This window comes from Flavobacterium sp. MMS24-S5 (assembly GCF_050320125.1).
Taxonomy (GTDB): Bacteria; Bacteroidota; Bacteroidia; order Flavobacteriales; family Flavobacteriaceae; genus Flavobacterium; species Flavobacterium tyrosinilyticum.
Genome location: NZ_CP190016.1, coordinates 3,410,730 through 3,428,089, shown reverse-complemented (window position 1 = coordinate 3,428,089; position 17,360 = coordinate 3,410,730). Strand labels below are relative to the sequence as shown.

At 35.4% G+C, this 17,360-nt stretch carries 11 protein-coding genes and 3 pseudogenes; 13 read left to right on the top strand and 1 reads right to left on the bottom strand.

Features of this window, described 5'->3' with window-relative positions; all coding sequences use genetic code 11:
* Window positions 1-7: 7 nt before the first annotated feature.
* From porU to ACPWTF_RS15725, 11 genes and pseudogenes are all read left to right on the top strand, one after another.
* Window positions 8-3,844 (top strand): type IX secretion system sortase PorU, encoded by a 3,837-nt coding sequence (gene porU, locus ACPWTF_RS15775; RefSeq protein WP_427872045.1) that lies wholly within the window; start codon window positions 8-10, stop codon window positions 3,842-3,844.
* Window positions 3,845-3,885: 41 nt separating this feature from the next.
* The gene (gene porV / locus ACPWTF_RS15770) at window positions 3,886-5,091 is read left to right on the top strand and encodes a type IX secretion system outer membrane channel protein PorV (RefSeq protein ID WP_379795925.1); all 1,206 of its coding nucleotides are present in this window, start codon (window positions 3,886-3,888) and stop codon (window positions 5,089-5,091) included.
* 79 nt (window positions 5,092-5,170) lie between these two features.
* Window positions 5,171-5,653 (top strand): cytidine deaminase, encoded by a 483-nt coding sequence (gene cdd, locus ACPWTF_RS15765; RefSeq protein WP_379795923.1) that lies wholly within the window; start codon window positions 5,171-5,173, stop codon window positions 5,651-5,653.
* Window positions 5,654-5,812: 159 nt separating this feature from the next.
* Window positions 5,813-6,811 (top strand): pyruvate dehydrogenase (acetyl-transferring) E1 component subunit alpha, encoded by a 999-nt coding sequence (gene pdhA / locus ACPWTF_RS15760; RefSeq protein ID WP_095928018.1) that lies wholly within the window; start codon window positions 5,813-5,815, stop codon window positions 6,809-6,811.
* A 4-nt stretch (window positions 6,812-6,815) separates the two neighbouring features.
* Window positions 6,816-8,452, top strand: a pseudogene (locus ACPWTF_RS15755) (2-oxo acid dehydrogenase subunit E2).
* 116 nt (window positions 8,453-8,568) lie between these two features.
* Window positions 8,569-9,360, top strand: a complete 792-nt coding sequence (locus tag ACPWTF_RS15750) for a hypothetical protein (RefSeq protein ID WP_427872042.1) — start codon at window positions 8,569-8,571, stop codon at window positions 9,358-9,360.
* Window positions 9,361-9,372: 12 nt separating this feature from the next.
* Window positions 9,373-9,891, top strand: a pseudogene (locus ACPWTF_RS15745) (M1 family aminopeptidase); the annotation flags it as partial.
* The gene (locus ACPWTF_RS15740) at window positions 9,865-10,416 is read left to right on the top strand and encodes a leukotriene A4 hydrolase C-terminal domain-containing protein (RefSeq protein ID WP_427875762.1); all 552 of its coding nucleotides are present in this window, start codon (window positions 9,865-9,867) and stop codon (window positions 10,414-10,416) included. The pseudogene ACPWTF_RS15745 and the gene ACPWTF_RS15740, both read left to right, overlap by 27 nt.
* Window positions 10,417-10,445: 29 nt before the next feature.
* Window positions 10,446-10,676 (top strand): hypothetical protein, encoded by a 231-nt coding sequence (locus ACPWTF_RS15735; RefSeq protein WP_427872040.1) that lies wholly within the window; start codon window positions 10,446-10,448, stop codon window positions 10,674-10,676.
* A 284-nt stretch (window positions 10,677-10,960) separates the two neighbouring features.
* Window positions 10,961-11,491, top strand: a complete 531-nt coding sequence (locus ACPWTF_RS15730) for a carboxymuconolactone decarboxylase family protein (RefSeq protein WP_427872038.1) — start codon at window positions 10,961-10,963, stop codon at window positions 11,489-11,491.
* Between the two features lie 87 nt (window positions 11,492-11,578).
* Complete coding sequence (locus tag ACPWTF_RS15725) at window positions 11,579-12,469, top strand: helix-turn-helix domain-containing protein (protein WP_427872036.1); 891 nt, start codon at window positions 11,579-11,581, stop codon at window positions 12,467-12,469.
* 42 nt (window positions 12,470-12,511) lie between these two features.
* On the opposite strand, the pseudogene ACPWTF_RS15720 reads toward ACPWTF_RS15725, so the two are convergent.
* Window positions 12,512-13,752: pseudogene (locus tag ACPWTF_RS15720) on the bottom strand (glycosyltransferase family 4 protein).
* A gap of 113 nt (window positions 13,753-13,865) precedes the next feature.
* On the opposite strand from ACPWTF_RS15720, the gene ACPWTF_RS15715 reads away from it, so the two are divergent.
* A complete protein-coding gene (locus tag ACPWTF_RS15715) occupies window positions 13,866-14,447 on the top strand; it encodes a tRNA-(ms[2]io[6]A)-hydroxylase (protein WP_095928023.1) in 582 nt (193 codons plus the stop codon).
* A 52-nt stretch (window positions 14,448-14,499) separates the two neighbouring features.
* Window positions 14,500-17,262 (top strand): AsmA-like C-terminal region-containing protein, encoded by a 2,763-nt coding sequence (locus ACPWTF_RS15710; RefSeq protein WP_427872034.1) that lies wholly within the window; start codon window positions 14,500-14,502, stop codon window positions 17,260-17,262.
* Window positions 17,263-17,360 lie beyond the last annotated feature (98 nt).

Here is a 17,360-nt window from a genome sequence, read left to right as displayed (position 1 = left end):
TTAACTCATGAAACAAGCAATTCTTATCTCTCTTTTACTGATCCCAATTCTTTCGTTTTCCCAGATAAATGGGAGCATAACGATAGATTGGCAAAACAAAAAAGAGGTAAATTATGGCGAAAATAAAATTACAATTCCATTCTTCTCAGGAAGTAGTTTTCGCTTCGACACTACAAAAAAAAACATAATGTTCCTCCAAAATCTGAATCAACCTAACGCTTCAAGCAGTAGTTCGACACAAATCAGCAATGTCATTTATGAATCGGTTTCGAGAGCAGATTTAGGAGATTTAACACTTGAAAACATACCGGAAAAACCAAATGAATCATTAATAGTCACCAATGCAAGAGACAAAAGATATACTTTTCTTTCCTTATCCCCTATAATTAAGGAAGGAAACAGCTACAAACGCATCAAGTCATTTTCTTACTTTATTGGCAACACAACAGGACGGACTGCATCTACTTCTTCCTTTCAAAAATCGGCAGCAATCTCAAATTCTGTCTTAGCATCTGGAGATTGGTATCGCTTTTATATTCAGAAATCTGGTGTCTACAGAATAAACCGATCTTTTTTGCAAAGTTTAGGATTTGACCCTTCTAAAGCTGATCCTAGGAAAATCAAAATTTATGGAAACGGAGGAAGAATGCTCCCCCTTCCTAATGACAGTTATTATCCCGATGATTTAACAGAAAACACTATACAGATAATAGGTGAAAATGATGGCACTTTTAACAATGAAGATTACATTCTTTTTTATGCCGAAGGGCCTGACAGTTGGAGCTCTGAAAACCAAACTAACTTAAATTTATACGATACCAAGTCCTATTATTATATTACGGCTTCTGGCGGAGATGGCAAAAGAATTCAAAACTTAAATCAGCCAGCAGGAAATAGCACCTTAGATCTAAACACGTTTGATGACTATCAATATCACGAAATTGACCAAACCAACATTGTGCACCTCGGTCGTCAATGGCTCGGCGAGTCGTTTGATATCAATCAAGAACAGGAATTTTCATTTAATTTCCCAAACCTTGATGCCACTGTGCCTGTAAAAATAGAAGTAAGCGCGGCATCTGCATCTTTAACCAGCACTTCTTTTTCAGTAGCCGCAAACACACAAAATGTAGGATCCATAAGCTTTCCATCTTTAATTGCAAACTCTGACACTAAATATAGGACGGGAAAACTTCCAGCAAATACAGAATTTACCGGAACAGACAATATCAAAATAAAACTTACCTATAATAATAATGGTGTTCCAGGATCTAAAGGTTATTTAGATTATATCAATCTTATTGCCAAACGAAAACTTTTAGGAACAGGCAAACAATTTCATTTTCAATACAACGATGCTGGCTCTAAAGCAGGAATTGCCAATTACACCATCGGAAATGCATCTGGAATAACGCAAATCTGGGACATTACTGACCTATATAATGTATATAAAATCGAAAATGCCAATCAAGCTTCTTTTAGCTTTAAGGCCAATTTGGGAGAAGTTAGAAAATATATCGCAATAGATGCTTCTGACTATTATACGCCACTAAAAGAAAATCAGTCAAAAGTTGCCAACCAGAACTTAAAAGGAACAATTTTCAGAAACAATCAAAGTTCTTTTCAGGATATTGACTATGTAATTATAACTCCAAAGGCATTAGCGTCACAAGCAGAAAGATTGGCGAGTTTTCACAGAACCAATTCCAATTTAAATGTAAAAGTGATTGCCTTAGAAAATATCTATCAAGAATTTTCTTCTGGCAAACAAGATATTGCCGCTATTCGAAATTGTATCAGATATATTTACAATAATGCTTCTTCTCCAGAAAAAAGAGTACGTTACGTAAACTTATTTGGAGACGCTTCGTTTGATTATAAAGATCGAATCTCAAACAATACCAATATTGTACCTATATATCAATCTCTAATAAGTAATACTGTCGGAGAATCTTCTTTTGCTTCTGATGATTTTTACGGATTAATGGACTCTAACGAAGGAATTATTATTCCGTCTCTTGCAGGGATAGATATAGCTGTAGGAAGAATGTTAGTTTCAGATAATGCCCAAGCACAGGAAATGGTGAACAAAGTCTTTGAATATTACGACACAAAATCATACGGAAATTGGAGAAATAATGTTGTTTTAATTAGCGACGATTCAGACAAAGCTGGCGATCAGACCTTGCAAGCCAACCAAAATGCACTTGCAGATCAAATTGCAACCGAAAAGCCTTTTTTTAACATCGATAAAATATTCTTAGACGCTTACACGCAAGAAGCTTCTGCGGGTGGAGCGCGATATCCTAAAGCAAGAACCGACTTTTTTAATGCTTTCGAAAAAGGTGCTTTAATTTTCAACTATTTAGGTCATGGCGGAGAGGACGGACTAGCAAGCGAAAGAATTTGGGAAAAATCGGATGGGCAAAACTTGACCAACCAATACAAATACCCTTTATTTATTACCATTACCTGCGAATTTTCTCGTTTTGACGATCCGACGAGACCAACTGCTGGAGAATATGTTTTCTGGAATCCAAAAGGAGGAGCTATTTCAATGCTGACAACAATTCGCGAAATCGGTCAAGCAAACGCGGAAGAATTCAATAAAACGCTCAGCAAAAACCTTCTTTCTTATGGCTCAAATCAATACAACACTATTGCAGAGTCTTTAAGAATATCCAAAAACGAAAATCCAAGCTCTTCTAGCAATGTTGTCTTTTATTTAGGAGATCCTGCTTTAATGCTTGCTATTCCAAAACCACGAATTAATTTAACTAAAGTAAACGATATTGTGATTTCGCAGGCAATTCCTGATTTAAAATCATTGTCAAAAATTAAAATTTCAGGAGAAATCACAGACGAAAATAATACGCTTTTAAGCCATTATAACGGAGAATTGGCAACGGCCATTTTCGATAAATTAATCACAAACACCACCTTAAACAACGACGGGTTTAGCCCTCCAATGCAGTTTAAAACTTTGGGAGAAACTATTTTTAGAGGAAATGCATCTGTAACCAACGGACAATTCGAATTTAGTTTTGTGGTTCCTAGAGATATAAGAATTCCTGTTGACAATGGCAGAATCAGTTTTTATTCAAAGAAAAACGAAATGCTAGAAAACCAAACAGGACACAACAATACGATCAAAATTGGAGGAATTAACGAAAATGCACCTCAGGACAATATAAGTCCAAAAGTGAAGTTATATATGAACGACGAAACTTTTGTATCTGGTGGAATAACGAATGAATCGCCTTTTCTTTTGGCTTTTTTAGAAGATGAAAACGGAATCAATACAGCAAGTGGAATCGGACATGATATTGTCGCTATTTTAGACGGAGATGTGAGTAATCCTTATATTTTGAATGATTATTACCAAACAAAATTAGACGATTACACTAATGGAAATTTACGTTTTCCTTTCCGAAATTTAGCCCCTGGACTGCACACTATAAGCTTTACTGCTTGGGATGTTTACAATAATCCCGTAACGAGTGAAATCCAATTTACAGTGGTAGGAGACGATTCCTTGACACTATCACACGTTCTTAATTATCCAAATCCATTTTCAACTTATACACAATTCTGGTTTTCGCACAACAGACCATACGAACCATTAGACGTACAAGTACAAGTAATGACTATTACAGGAAAAGTAGTTTGGACAAAAAATCAAATGATTACAACAGAAGGTTTTTTATCTAGAGAAATAACATGGGACGGAAGAGACGATTTTGGTGACAAAATCGGAAAAGGAGTGTATATTTACAAACTGACTGTAAAATCTAATTTAACAAATAAAAAAGCAGAAAAATACGAAAAGCTTGTCATCCTATAATATTATATATATTTGCACCACCAAAAACATTAGTCCCATAAATGAAAAAACTATCACTTTTATTAATTTGTATTTTTAGCATTTACAATTCTAGGGCTCAGGAATCAAGACCTATTGTTACCGGAGTACCTTTTTTATTAGTCGCTGCTGATGCTAGAGCAGCAGGTTTGGCAGATCAAGGTGTCGCCACTTCTGCAGACGTTTTCTCTCAACAATGGAACCCTGCTAAGTATGCATTTTCTGAAGATGCACAAGGGCTTTCTATCAGTTACACTCCTTATTTAACAGATCTTGCCAATGATATCTCATTAGGTCAGATTACGTACTACAACAAAATTAACGAAAAAAGTGCCTTTGCAGGAAGTTTTCGCTATTTTGGTTTTGGAGGAATTGAATTAAGATACACTGGAGATCCAAATGAGGCCGTAAGAGAAGTAAATCCAAACGAATTTGCCTTAGACGGATCTTATTCATTAAAATTAAGTGAGAAATTCTCGATGGCTGTTGCCGGTCGTTTCATCAGTTCAAACTTAAAAGTTGCTTCTGAAGAAGTTGATGCTACATCTGCAAGATCTTTTGCTGTTGATGTGGCTGCTTTTTACCAGTCTGAAGAAATTGCTTATCAAGATTTCAATGGTAGATGGAGAGCCGGTGTTAACTTCCAAAACATGGGACCAAAAATCAGCTATGATAACGACGACGTAAGCACAAACTTCTTACCTGCAAATTTAAGATTAGGAGGAGGATTTGATTTTATCTTTGATGATTACAACAAACTTACTTTAAGTGCTGAGCTTACGAAACTTTTAGTTCCGACTCCTCCAGGAATTGGAACACCTGTAGACGTAAACGGCGATGGCGATTTTGACGATCCAGAAGATATTTCTCAACAAGAAGCGACAGACATTGGTTATAGAAATTATAATGACATTGGCTGGTTTCAAGGAATCTTTAAATCTTTTGGAGATGCACCAGGCGGATTTAAAGAAGAAATAAAAGAAGTAACGTATAGCGTAGCTGCAGAATATATGTATCAAGATGCTTTTGCAATGCGTTTAGGATATTACCATGAAAGCCCAGAAAAAGGCGCTAAACAATTTTTCTCTTTAGGAGCAGGATTCAAATACAACATTATGAAAATCGATGTGTCGTACTTATTCTCAGCATCTAAAATAAAAAATCCTTTAGAAAACACACTTCGTTTCTCTTTAACGTTTAACTTTGGAGACAAATACGAAACGTATTAAAGAGAAAGTTTAAAATAAAAATAATTCAATCCAAATTCCGGCATTTTAGGAATTTGGATTTTTTTTCCCTTAAAAACAGATGAAAGAAATCGAAATAACAACATCATTTACCATATTTGATACCCTAAATGAACTTCCAACGGAAATTCAGGATTTAATGCATCAAGCCATCGAGGTTAGAAAAAAAGCTTACGCACCCTATTCAAAATTTAAAGTTGGAGCTGCTTTACTTTTAGACAATGGTAAAGTTATTTTAGGTTCTAATCAAGAAAATGCCGCTTATCCGTCTGGACTTTGCGCCGAAAGAACTGCAATTTTTTATGCAGGAAGTACGTATCCAGAAGCAAAAATCTTAAAAATGGCAATTACAGCAGCTTCAGACATCAATCAGACCACTGCCCCTATTCCGCCTTGCGGATCGTGTCGCCAATCAATAGCAGAATACGAAATAAAACAAGACACCCCTATTGAAATCTATTTTATGGGAGAAATTGGTGAAATTTATAAATCATCATCCCTAAAAAATTTACTCCCATTGATGTTCGACAAAAAGTTCTTGTAAAAAAAAGCCAAAAAGTATCGTTTTAATTTTAGTTCTTAAATGTAATGTCTTATTTTTGCATCCCGACCTTTCGGGCGCAAATTTGTGGGAGGAAACTATTTTGCGTTACAGGCACAATAATCGATAACACAAACAACTTTAGCAAAAGAAAGAATTCAGATGAAAGAAGTTACAAAAGAGGTATATTTAAAGTGGTATGAGGACATGCTACTTTGGAGAAAGTTTGAAGACAAACTTGCAGCATTATACATTCAACAAAAAGTTAGAGGTTTTCTACACCTATATAATGGTCAAGAAGCTGTATTAGCTGGCGCACTCCACGCTATGGATTTGACCAAAGATAAAATGATTACTGCTTACAGAAACCACGTTCAGCCAATTGGTATGGGAGTTGATCCTAGAAACGTAATGGCAGAACTTTTAGGAAAAGCAACAGGAACTTCTAAAGGTATGGGAGGTTCTATGCACATTTTCTCTAAAGAACATGGTTTTTACGGAGGACACGGAATCGTAGGTGCTCAAATCCCAGTTGGGGCAGGTATTGCTTTTGCAGACAAATATTTCAACACTGGCGGTGTTACTATGACTTACTTTGGTGATGGTGCTGCTAGACAAGGTTCTCTTCACGAAGCTTTTAACATGGCTATGTTATGGAAACTTCCAGTTGTATTTATCGTTGAAAACAATGGTTACGCAATGGGAACTTCTGTAGAAAGAACTGCAAACCACACTGACATCTGGAAATTAGGTTTAGGTTATGAAATGCCTTGCGGACCTGTTGACGGAATGAACCCTGTAAAAGTTGCTGAAGCAATGCACGAAGCTATCGAAAGAGCGCGTCGCGGAGACGGACCAACTTTCCTTGAAATGAAAACGTACCGTTACAGAGGACACTCTATGTCTGATGCACAATTATACCGTTCGAAAGAAGAGGTTGAAGAGTACAAAAAAATCGACCCAATTACTCAAGTTCTTGATGTAATCTTGGATCAAAAATATGCTACACAAGAAGAAATTGAAGTAATTGACCAAAGAGTTAAAGACTTAGTTGAAGAGTGTGCGAAATTCGCTGAAGAATCTCCATACCCAGACTTACAACAATTATACGATGTAGTATACGCACAAGAAGACTATCCATTTACACCTCATAAATTATAATATCATGGCGATTAAAGTAACAATGCCTCGTTTGAGCGATACTATGACTGAAGGAACGGTAGCAACTTGGCTTAAAAAAGTAGGCGACAAAGTAAGCGAAGGTGATATCTTAGCTGAAATCGAAACAGACAAAGCAACAATGGAGTTCGAATCTTTTAACGAAGGAACTCTTTTACATATCGGAATTCAGGCTGGAGAAACTGCTCCAGTTGATTCATTACTAGCTATCATTGGTAAAGAAGGAGAAGATATCTCTGCTCTTTTAGCTGGTGGTGATGCTCCTGCTGCTGAAGCTCCAAAAGCGGATGCTCCTGCTGCTGAAGCAAAAACTGAAACTGCTGCTCCTGCAAAAGCTGCTGAATTACCAAAAGGTGTTATAGTTGTAACTATGCCACGTTTGAGTGATACAATGACTGAAGGTACTGTAGCAACTTGGTTGAAAAAAGTTGGCGATACTGTAGCTGAAGGCGATATTTTAGCAGAAATTGAAACAGACAAAGCGACTATGGAGTTTGAGTCTTTCAATGCTGGTACATTATTATACATCGGAATTCAAGAAGGAAACACTGCTCCTGTTGACAGCTTATTAGCTATCATTGGAACCTGCAGGAACTGATATTTCTGGAGTTGCTGATAACTTTACTGCTGGAGGCGCTACAACTGCAAGTGCTCCTGCTGCAGAAGAAAAAGCTGCTCCTGCTGCTGAAAAAGCACCTGAAGCTGCTGCTGAAACTTCAAACGGAGGGAGAATTTTAGCTTCACCATTAGCTAAGAAAATTGCTTCTGACAAAGGAATCCAATTATCTCAAGTTAAAGGTTCTGGAGAAAACGGACGTATCGTAAAAAGCGATATCGAGAACTTTACTCCATCTGCTCAAGCACAAACTGCTTCTGCACCTGCTGCTAAACAAGAAGCTTCTGCTCCTGCTGCACCAAAAGTTTTTGTTCCTGCTGGAGAAGTTTACACAGAAGAGATCAAAAATTCTCAAATGCGTAAAATCATTGCAAAACGTTTGGCAGAATCTTTATTTACTGCGCCTCACTACAACTTAGTGATCGAAGTAAGTATGGACGAAGCAATGCAAGCAAGAGCCGCTATCAATAGCGTTCCAGATACAAAAGTATCTTTCAACGATATGGTAATCAAAGCTTGTGCTTTAGCATTGAAAAAACATCCAAAAATCAACTCTCAGTGGAAAGAAGATGCTATCATCATCAACCACCACGTAAACATTGGTGTTGCTGTAGCAGTTGAAGACGGATTAGTAGTTCCTGTATTGAAATTTACAGATGCTATGAGTTTATCTCAAATCGGTGGTTCAGTAAGAGATCTTGCTGGAAGAGCTAAAAACAAAAAATTACTAACCACAAGAAATGGAAGGAAGTACTTTTACAGTATCTAACCTTGGAATGTTTGGTATTACTGAATTCAATTCAATTATCAACCAACCAAACTCTGCTATCCTTTCTGTAGGTGCAATTGTTGAGAAACCAGTAGTTAAAAACGGTCAAATCGTAGTTGGAAACACAATGATGTTATCATTAGCATGTGACCACAGAACAATTGACGGAGCAACTGGAGCTCAGTTCTTACAAACATTAAAACAATACATCGAAAGCCCAGTTACAATGTTGGCATAATTTCAAATTGCCAGCCTGAGCGAAGTCGAAGGTATCCATAATAAAATCCCGTTCCGAAGTTTTTCGGGACGGGATTTTTTGTTTAATTTTCATCCTCAAATTCAAAACCTCACAAAATGAAGAAACTAATTCTTGTTACTTTATTTCTGACAGCAATTGCCTGCCAGAAAAAAGACCAGACAGAAAAAACAGCTGCCGTTACAGACGAACACAGTTATTCCAAACCAGAACTTGCCGTTGTAAAACATCTTGATCTGGATATCAAAGTTGATTTTGACACGCAAACTATTTCAGGAAAAGCATCTTGGACAATTGATAACATCAGCAAAGGGAACGAAATTATTTTCGACGAAAACACTTTAGACATCACAAAAGTAACTTTAGGCGATGACGAAAAGGAAACCAAATTCGAACTTGGGGCAGCCACTGAATTTCATGGAAAACCGCTTCATATTACAATCGAACCTAACACAACCAAAGTAAACATTTACTACAACACTACTAAAGATGCCGTGGCTTTGCAATGGTTAAAACCAGAACAAACTGCAGACAAAAAGAAACCTTTTGTTTTCTCTCAAGGCGAAAGTGTTTGGTCACGTACATGGATTCCGTGTCAAGATTCTCCAGGAATTCGTTTTACTTACAATGCGAAAGTTACGGTTCCTAAAGATTTATTAGCCGTAATGAGCGCTGTAAATCCACAGAAGAAAAATGATACTGGAGTCTATACTTTCAAACAAGACAAAGCAATTCCTTCTTATTTAATGGCAATTGCTGTTGGAGATATCGAATTCCAAGCAATCGACAACAGAACTGGAGTTTATGCAGAACCATCTGTCCTAAAAAGCGCTGCTTATGAATTTGCCGAATTAGGAAAAATGGTAAATGCTGCCGAAAAACTATACTGACCATACCGCTGGGGACGTTACGATGTTCTGGTGTTACCTCCAAGTTTCCCTTATGGCGGAATGGAAAATCCAAACTTGACTTTCTTAACTCCGGGAGTAATTGCTGGAGATCGTTCGCTTACAAGTTTGCTAGCACACGAATTAGGACACAGCTGGAGCGGAAACCTAGTTACAAACGCAACTTGGGATGATATTTGGCTAAACGAAGGTTTTACCACTTATGTGGAACACAGAATTGGAGAGGCCATTTTTGGCAAGAAAGAATTTGACATGCAAAATGTTATCACCAACAAAGAATTGATTGATAATGTTGCGGAATACGGAGATACAAATCCAGACACAAGATTAAAAGTTAGCTTGACAGGAAGAAATCCTGACGATGGAATCAGTATGATTCCTTATGTAAAAGGGTATTCTTTTTTAAGAGTTATTGAAAATGCTGTCGGACGTGAAAAATTCGATCCGTTTATTAAAAATTATTTTGATTCTCATGCTTTTCAATCTATTACAACAGAAGATTTTGTAAAGTATTTAAACGAAAATCTTATCAAAGGCGACAAAGCTTTAGCAGATAAAATCCAATTAGACAATTGGATTTACAAACCAGGAATTCCGTCAAACATTCTTCCTGTAAGTTCTGCAGATTTTGATGCTATTGACGCAATCCAAAAAAGCTGGAGAGAAACTGGCGTTGCAGGTTTAAGCAAAAAAATCACAACTACAGCAGAAAAACAGCATTTTATTGATCATCTTCCTGTTGATATTACTGCAAAAGAAATGGAAGCAATTGATAAAGAATTCAACTTTACTAAAGGCGGTAATTTCATCATTAAACGCCAATGGTTTGTTCAGGCAATTCGCCATCAATATAAAGCTGCAAATCCTGCAATTGAACAATTTTTAATTGGAAGCAGCAGAACCGGCTCTATTATGATGCTTTATAAAGAAATGGTTAAAACTCCAGAAGGAAAAATTTGGGCTCAACAAGTATTTGACAAAGCTAAATCTGGCTATCATGCAACTACAATTCAGGATGCTGAAGGTGTTTTGAAATAAAGATTTCAAGAATATTATTTTAAAATAGGTTGTCTTTTCAAGCACAACCTATTTTTTTTACGCAATATTTGTCATTTCGACTGAAAGGAGAAATCACACTCGTAACCACAAAGATTGGAGGTTTTCTTTGCGGAGTTTCTAGTGTGATTTCTCCTTTCAGTCGAAATGACAAACTGGATGGAAAAACACAGAACATTCCTAATCTTTGTCGAGCTTCTTACGAAGATTTCTCCTTCGTCGAAATGACAAGATTGAGTTAATTATTCCCAGAATCTCTAGTGCAATTTCTAGTTCCGAAATGACAAACTAAACGAAAACAATCTTATGAAAACGAGAGTTCTAGCCCCGATAGAAGTGGAAATCCTTTTGCGCCGGGGTTCGGCACAAAAGATTGCAACGGATAGCGGGATTAGCTCCTGAAAAACCACCGGGGAAAATTGTCCATCACATAGCGTACATTCTCCATGTTTTAAAATCTGTAATCGTCGCAACTTTGTAATGTCAAAAGACAACAACAAATAATAACAATTAAATATTAAATAAAATGACACGATTAACAGCTTTAAACCCAGAAGAAGTAACAGGAAAAACTAAAGATTTATTCAACGCAGTTCAGGCAAAATTAGGCGTTGTTCCAAACATGATGAGAACAATGGGAAATTCTCCAGCCGTTTTGGAAGGATATTTGAATTTGAGCGGTGCATTAAGTCACGGAAAATTAAGCGCAAAAACAGGTGAATTAATTGCATTGGCGGTTTCAGAAAGCAACTCTTGCGATTATTGTTTAGCAGCACACACATTTATTGGAGAAAAACTAGTAAAAGCAGATCCTGCAATTTTAAAAGCAGCGAGAACAGGAAATTCTGATGATGCTAAAATAGAAGCGATTTTACAATTGGCTAAAACACTAATCAGCAAAGGCGGTTTAGTAAATGACGAAGATGTAAACAAAGCTAAAAACGCAGGAGTTTCTGATGCTGAAATTGCAGAAACTATCGCTCATGTAGCTTTGAATGTATTGACAAACTACTTTAATAATGTAGCAAATACTGAAATTGATTTTCCAGCAGTTTAAATCAAGATTTACGCAATCACTATAACAAAAAACAATTTATAAAGATAGTTGTGAATTTATTTCATAACTATCTTTATATTTTTAAAAATGAAACCGAATATGAGCGCTCAAAATGTTTTTACCTTAATAAATCCGCAAAATGGAAATTTGGCTTTTAAAATTCTTCCGTTTAGCGACAACAGCCATTTTGATCATTTGCAACGAAACAACTATTACTCCTTAATTTGGGTAACCAAAGGAAAAGGCAAAGTAAAAGCCGATTTTGCAGAACATCATTTTGAAGAAAACTCACTTCTTGCTTTTTCGCCTTACCAGCCTTTTATGCTTTGCGTGAGCGAACCAATTGAAGGAATCGCAATCCATTTTCATTCTGATTTCTATTGCATTCACATGCATCAAAAAGAGGTTTCCTGCAATGGCGTTTTATTCAATAATATTTATCAGCCTCCGTATGTTCAGGTTACAGAACAAGCTTCACAAACTTTTAATATGGTAATTGATCAGATGAAAGCTGAAATTCAAAACGCAGAATTAGCGCAGTATGAATTATTGATTTCTTATTTGAAAATATTTTTAATTACCGCTTCAAGATTAAAAACAGAGCAATTGGAAGAGATGAAATCGGTTCCAGATTCCAAAGAACCTGTCATTCTCCAAAACTTAAAAGATGCCATTGAACTGAATTTTAAAACGAAACATTCTGCTGGAAACTATGCTGAATTATTGAACATTTCCCCAAAAGCCTTGGCAAAATTATCTAAGAATTATTTCAATAAAACCTTAACAGATTTAATTTCGGAAAGAATCATCATTGAAGCAAAAAGAGAATTGTATTTAACCAACAAAACCGTAAAAGAAATTGCATACGAATTAGGTTATGATGATGAACATTATTTCAGTCGTTTCTTTAAAACTAATGCCGATGTTTCGCCACAAATCTATCGCGAAACGGTAGGTTTTGGAAAAATGGATACTTAGTTTAGAGTCGCAGTTTACTGATTACTGTAAAACTGTTACTAATTACTTATTTTTCGCTTCTATCCATTTAGACATGTATCTCGTACTTGTATAAGCGTGATGTTGCAGCAGATTTCCCATGAAATTATGAAGTCGGTGGCTTTTAGAATCTACTAAAAGTGAATTTATCAATGAAATCAATTGACTTGAATAAGCGCTTTTCTGATAGCATTTATTAATGATTTCGATTCCATTTTTTTGTGATTGTTTCCAAAGATTTTCATCCTTATAAAGCTCAATCGCTTTTTTTGCAAACTCAACCGAATCATCTTCGATAAAACCATTCCAAGGCAAATTTTCATGCATTGCTTCAGAACCAATTGACGTTGTCGCACTTGGCGTTCCGCATTGCATCGCTTCTAAAAGCTTACCTTTTAAACCCGCACCAAAACGAATTGGCGCTAGAACTACTCTAGCTTTTTTTACAATTTCATTGGCATCTTCTGCCCTTCCCATTATATAAAAACCATTTTTTGGCTGATGCAATTGCAGTACTTTTTGTGAGGGATATGCTCCGTAAACTTCCAAAATGGCTTCTGGAAAATCTCTTTTTATAGAAGGCCAGATTGCTTCTTTCAAATATTGAACAGTATTCCAATTCGGTTCATGAAGAAAGTTTCCAATGAAAATGAAATTTTTCCGTTCATCAAAAGAAGGCAATTTCAAAAGTTCTTCCTCTTTCATTTCATCCACCAAAAACGGAAGATAAAAAAGTAAGTCTTCATTAATTTTGAAAACATCTTTTAGAATATTCATTTCGAATTCAGAAATAATCAAAGACAGATCACATCTTAAAATGCTCGCAATTTCTCGTTTTGCCACTTCTTCAGACAATAAATCTTCCAATTCGAAAATCCGATTTTCTTTAAAAGCTTTTTGTCTCGCCGTTCTTAAAGAATGTACATCTTCAGTATCTAAAATTCTAATCGCTTTTGGACACTTTTCAATTACGCGCCACCCAAATTGTTCTTCAATCATAAAGCGATCAAACAAGACAACATCTGGATTTAATTCCAAGATAAAATCATCAAAAGTGGAAGAATTGAGTTCGATGTTCTTTTTTATTACTCCAAAATCAGACAAATCAACCATAAAATTACTATCCTGAGCCGCACTTGCAAAAGTAATTTCAAATCCATTTTCTTTGAAAATAGAAATCAATTGCATCATTCTTCCACCTGCTGCAGAAGACTTTGGCTGGGCCAGACAAACCCTATAATTAAAAGTTTTTTGATTTGATTCATAATCTTTGTTTCATATTACAAAATAATACTATTTTCCGCTGATTTGCACCCAATTTCCTGAAATTCGGTGGTAAAAAAACACTAATTTTGCAAAATCTAAATGGTGGGAAATTATGTTGGGATTAAAATTAGCTACAGACCCTCGCTGGGTAAATATCGTTGAGTCAAATATCGAAGAAATTTTAACGGATCACGCCTGGTGCGAGCAAAAAGCGGCTTCAAATGCGATTAGTATCGTTACTTACAACTCTGAACTCGAAGAATTGGTAACCGAAATGCTTGAAATTGCTAGAGAAGAACTGGAACATTTTCAGATGGTTCATAACATTATAAAGCAACGCGGACTTGCTTTAGGCCGCGAAAGAAAAGATCATTACGTAAATGTACTTTTTAAGTTCATGAAAAAAGATGGTAGCCGTAGAGATGCACTTTGCGACCGATTATTGTTTTCTGCCATGATTGAAGCTAGAAGTTGCGAGCGCTTTAAAGTACTTTCTGAAAACATCAAAGATGAAGAATTGGCAAAATTCTACCGCGATTTAATGATCTCTGAAGCTGGTCATTACACTACATTTTTAGGATTTGCCAGAAAATATCAAGATAATATTGACATTGATAAACGCTGGAAAGAATGGATTGAATATGAAGGTTCGATTATTACTAATTATGGTAAAAACGAAACCGTTCACGGATAAATTACGCTCTTTTTTATTACTCTATTTTCATATTTAAATACCACTATTCGCTATGCAGAAAAGTAAATCCAGATCAATCGTTTTTAAAATTGCGAAGTATTTCGGAATAACTTTCGCGGTTATTATAGGATTATTATTTTTAACGCCTATCGTCTTTGAGGATCAAATAAAAGAGCAAATAAAGAAAACAGCTAATGAAAGATTAAGCGCAGAACTAAATTATTCTGACGTTTCTGTCTCATTCTTCCGCCATTTTCCTTCTCTTACTTTAACTTTAGATAATTTAAGTTTAAATGGTTCAGCTCCATATACAAACGAAAAATTTATCACTGCAAAAGAGGTTTCTTTCGGAATCAATGTAGCGAGTCTTATTTTCAGCAAATCGGTAAAAATTGACCAGATCTATTTATCCGATTCTTTTATAAATGTAAAAGTGAATCCAAATGGAGAAGCCAATTACAACATTTACAAATCTCAGGAACAGGCTTCGCAACCAAAAGACAGCTCCGACACTGCCTTAAAATTAGAGCGAATTGAGATTTTAAATAGTAAAATTATTTACGATGATAAATCGACAAAAGTCCATTTTGACGCTTACGGATTTAACTATTTAGGAAAAGGAGATTTAAATAAAGCCGTTTTTGACTTGTATTCGAAAGCTAAAATCGAGAAACTGAATATCGTTTATGAAGACGAACCTTATTTAATGAACAAAAAAATTGATGCTGATTTGATCACAAAAGTCAACATCAACTCGCTTTCTTTCTTTTTCCAACAAAACAACCTTAAAATCAATCAGCTTCTGGTTGACTTTAAAGGAAAATTTGACATTTTGAAAGATGGTTACAACATGGATTTTGTCATTAAATCTGACAACAGCAATCTATATGATGTTTTTACCGCTTTTCCTCCAAAATACATTACTTGGCTTTCTAAAACCGAATTGAAAGGAAATACGAATCTTTTACTTACCTTAAAAGGAAAGTATATTGCTTCGGAAAATATTGCTCCAGATTTGAATTTAGATGTAAAGATAAACGACGGTTTTGTCAATTATAACAAAAGCGCATTTCCTGTTTCAAACTTAAATTTAGACATCAAAACAAAGGTTCCGTCTTTAAATCCGGATCTGGTTATTGTCGATGCAAAAAACCTTTCTTTAAACATTAATCAGGATTATTTAAAATCTACATTTTTGGTTAAAGGAGTAAATACACCTGAAATTAACGCCAATTTTAAAGCTAAAATTGATCTTGAAAAACTAACCAAAGCACTTGGAATTCCTGACATTGAGCTAAAAGGAGCTTTGGCTGGAGATGTAAAAGCAAACGGAGTATTCGATCAAAAAAACAAGCGTTTTCCTGTTACAAACGGAATTGTTAATTTGGAAAATGGCTATTTGAAAACACCGTATTACCCAAATCCGATTACAAACATTACTATTAAATCGAAAATCGAAAACCAAAAAGGAACTTTTGAGGATTTAAAAATAAACTTAACCCCAACTCAATTCACTTTTGAAGGAAAACCGGTTTTTGTGCAAGCTTATTTAAGCAATTTTGACGATTTAAATTATGACATAAAAGCAAAAGGAGAGTTGGATGTGAGCAGAATTTATAAAGTTTTCTCGCAAAAAGGCCTTGATCTTGACGGTTTCGTAAAAGCAGATTTGTCTTTGAAAGGAAAACAAAGCGATGCCGAAAAAGGAAATTACAGCAAACTAAACAATAAAGGAACTCTTGAATTAAGAAACATCGGAATTGCTTCTGAATATCTTTCAAAGAGATTCATTATCAAAGAAGGAATTTTCAAAATCAATCAGGATAAAATGTCGTTCAATAATTTCTTGGCCGCTTACGGACAATCTGATTTTAAAATGAATGGTTATTTGCAGAATGTTTTCAATTACGCCATGACTAATACAGGCGTTTTAAGAGGTTCTTTTAAAGTTACTTCTCGATATATCAATATTGACGAATTTATGTCGAGTGTAGATCCTAATACACCCGTAACAGAAAGTTCAGCTCCAAAAACAGAAGCCAAACAATCAGACAACACCCAAACTGGCGTTATTATCATTCCAAACAATTTGAATTTACAGTTATTCGCAAATGCACAAAAAGTTAATTTCGACAAACTAAATCTGCAAAATGCAACTGGAAATTTAACCATGAAAAATGGTAAATTAACTATGCAAAATACTGGTTTCAACTTAATTGGATGCAACGTTTCAATGAACGCCAATTATCAAGCCGTAACTCCGCAAAAAGCAAATTTTGATTACGCTATAAAAGCCACAGATTTTGATATTAAAAGAGCCTATAATGAAATCGAAGTTTTCAGAAAAATGGCCAGCGCTGCAGAGAAAGCACAAGGGATTGTTTCTTTAGATTATCAATTAAAAGGTCGCTTAAATGCAAATATGGATCCTGTCTATCCTTCTCTTGTAGGCGGTGGGACACTTTCTGTAAAAGATGTAAAAGTGAGAGGTTTGAAAATGTTTAATGCGGTAAGCAAACAAACCAATTCTGAATCTATGAAAAATCCAGATCTTTCGAAAGTAGATATTAAAACAACCGTTAAAAACAATATTATAACTGTAGAACGCTTTAAATTTAAGTTTGCTGGCTTTAGACCAAGAATTGAAGGAACATCAAGCTTAGACGGAAGACTGAACCTAAAAATGCGTTTAGGACTGCCTCCTTTCGGTATTTTTGGAATTCCGTTAACCGTAACAGGAACACAGGATAATCCAAAAGTAAAAGTGGGAAGAAAAACAGAAGACCTGGAAGAAACTAAGGATACTGAGGATTAAAATTTCAAATTCCAATCAACAAAATTCCAATTTCCAAACTGGATCTCAACATATCAACCTTTGTCATAGTGTAAAATTTTGACAAAGGTTTTTTTATA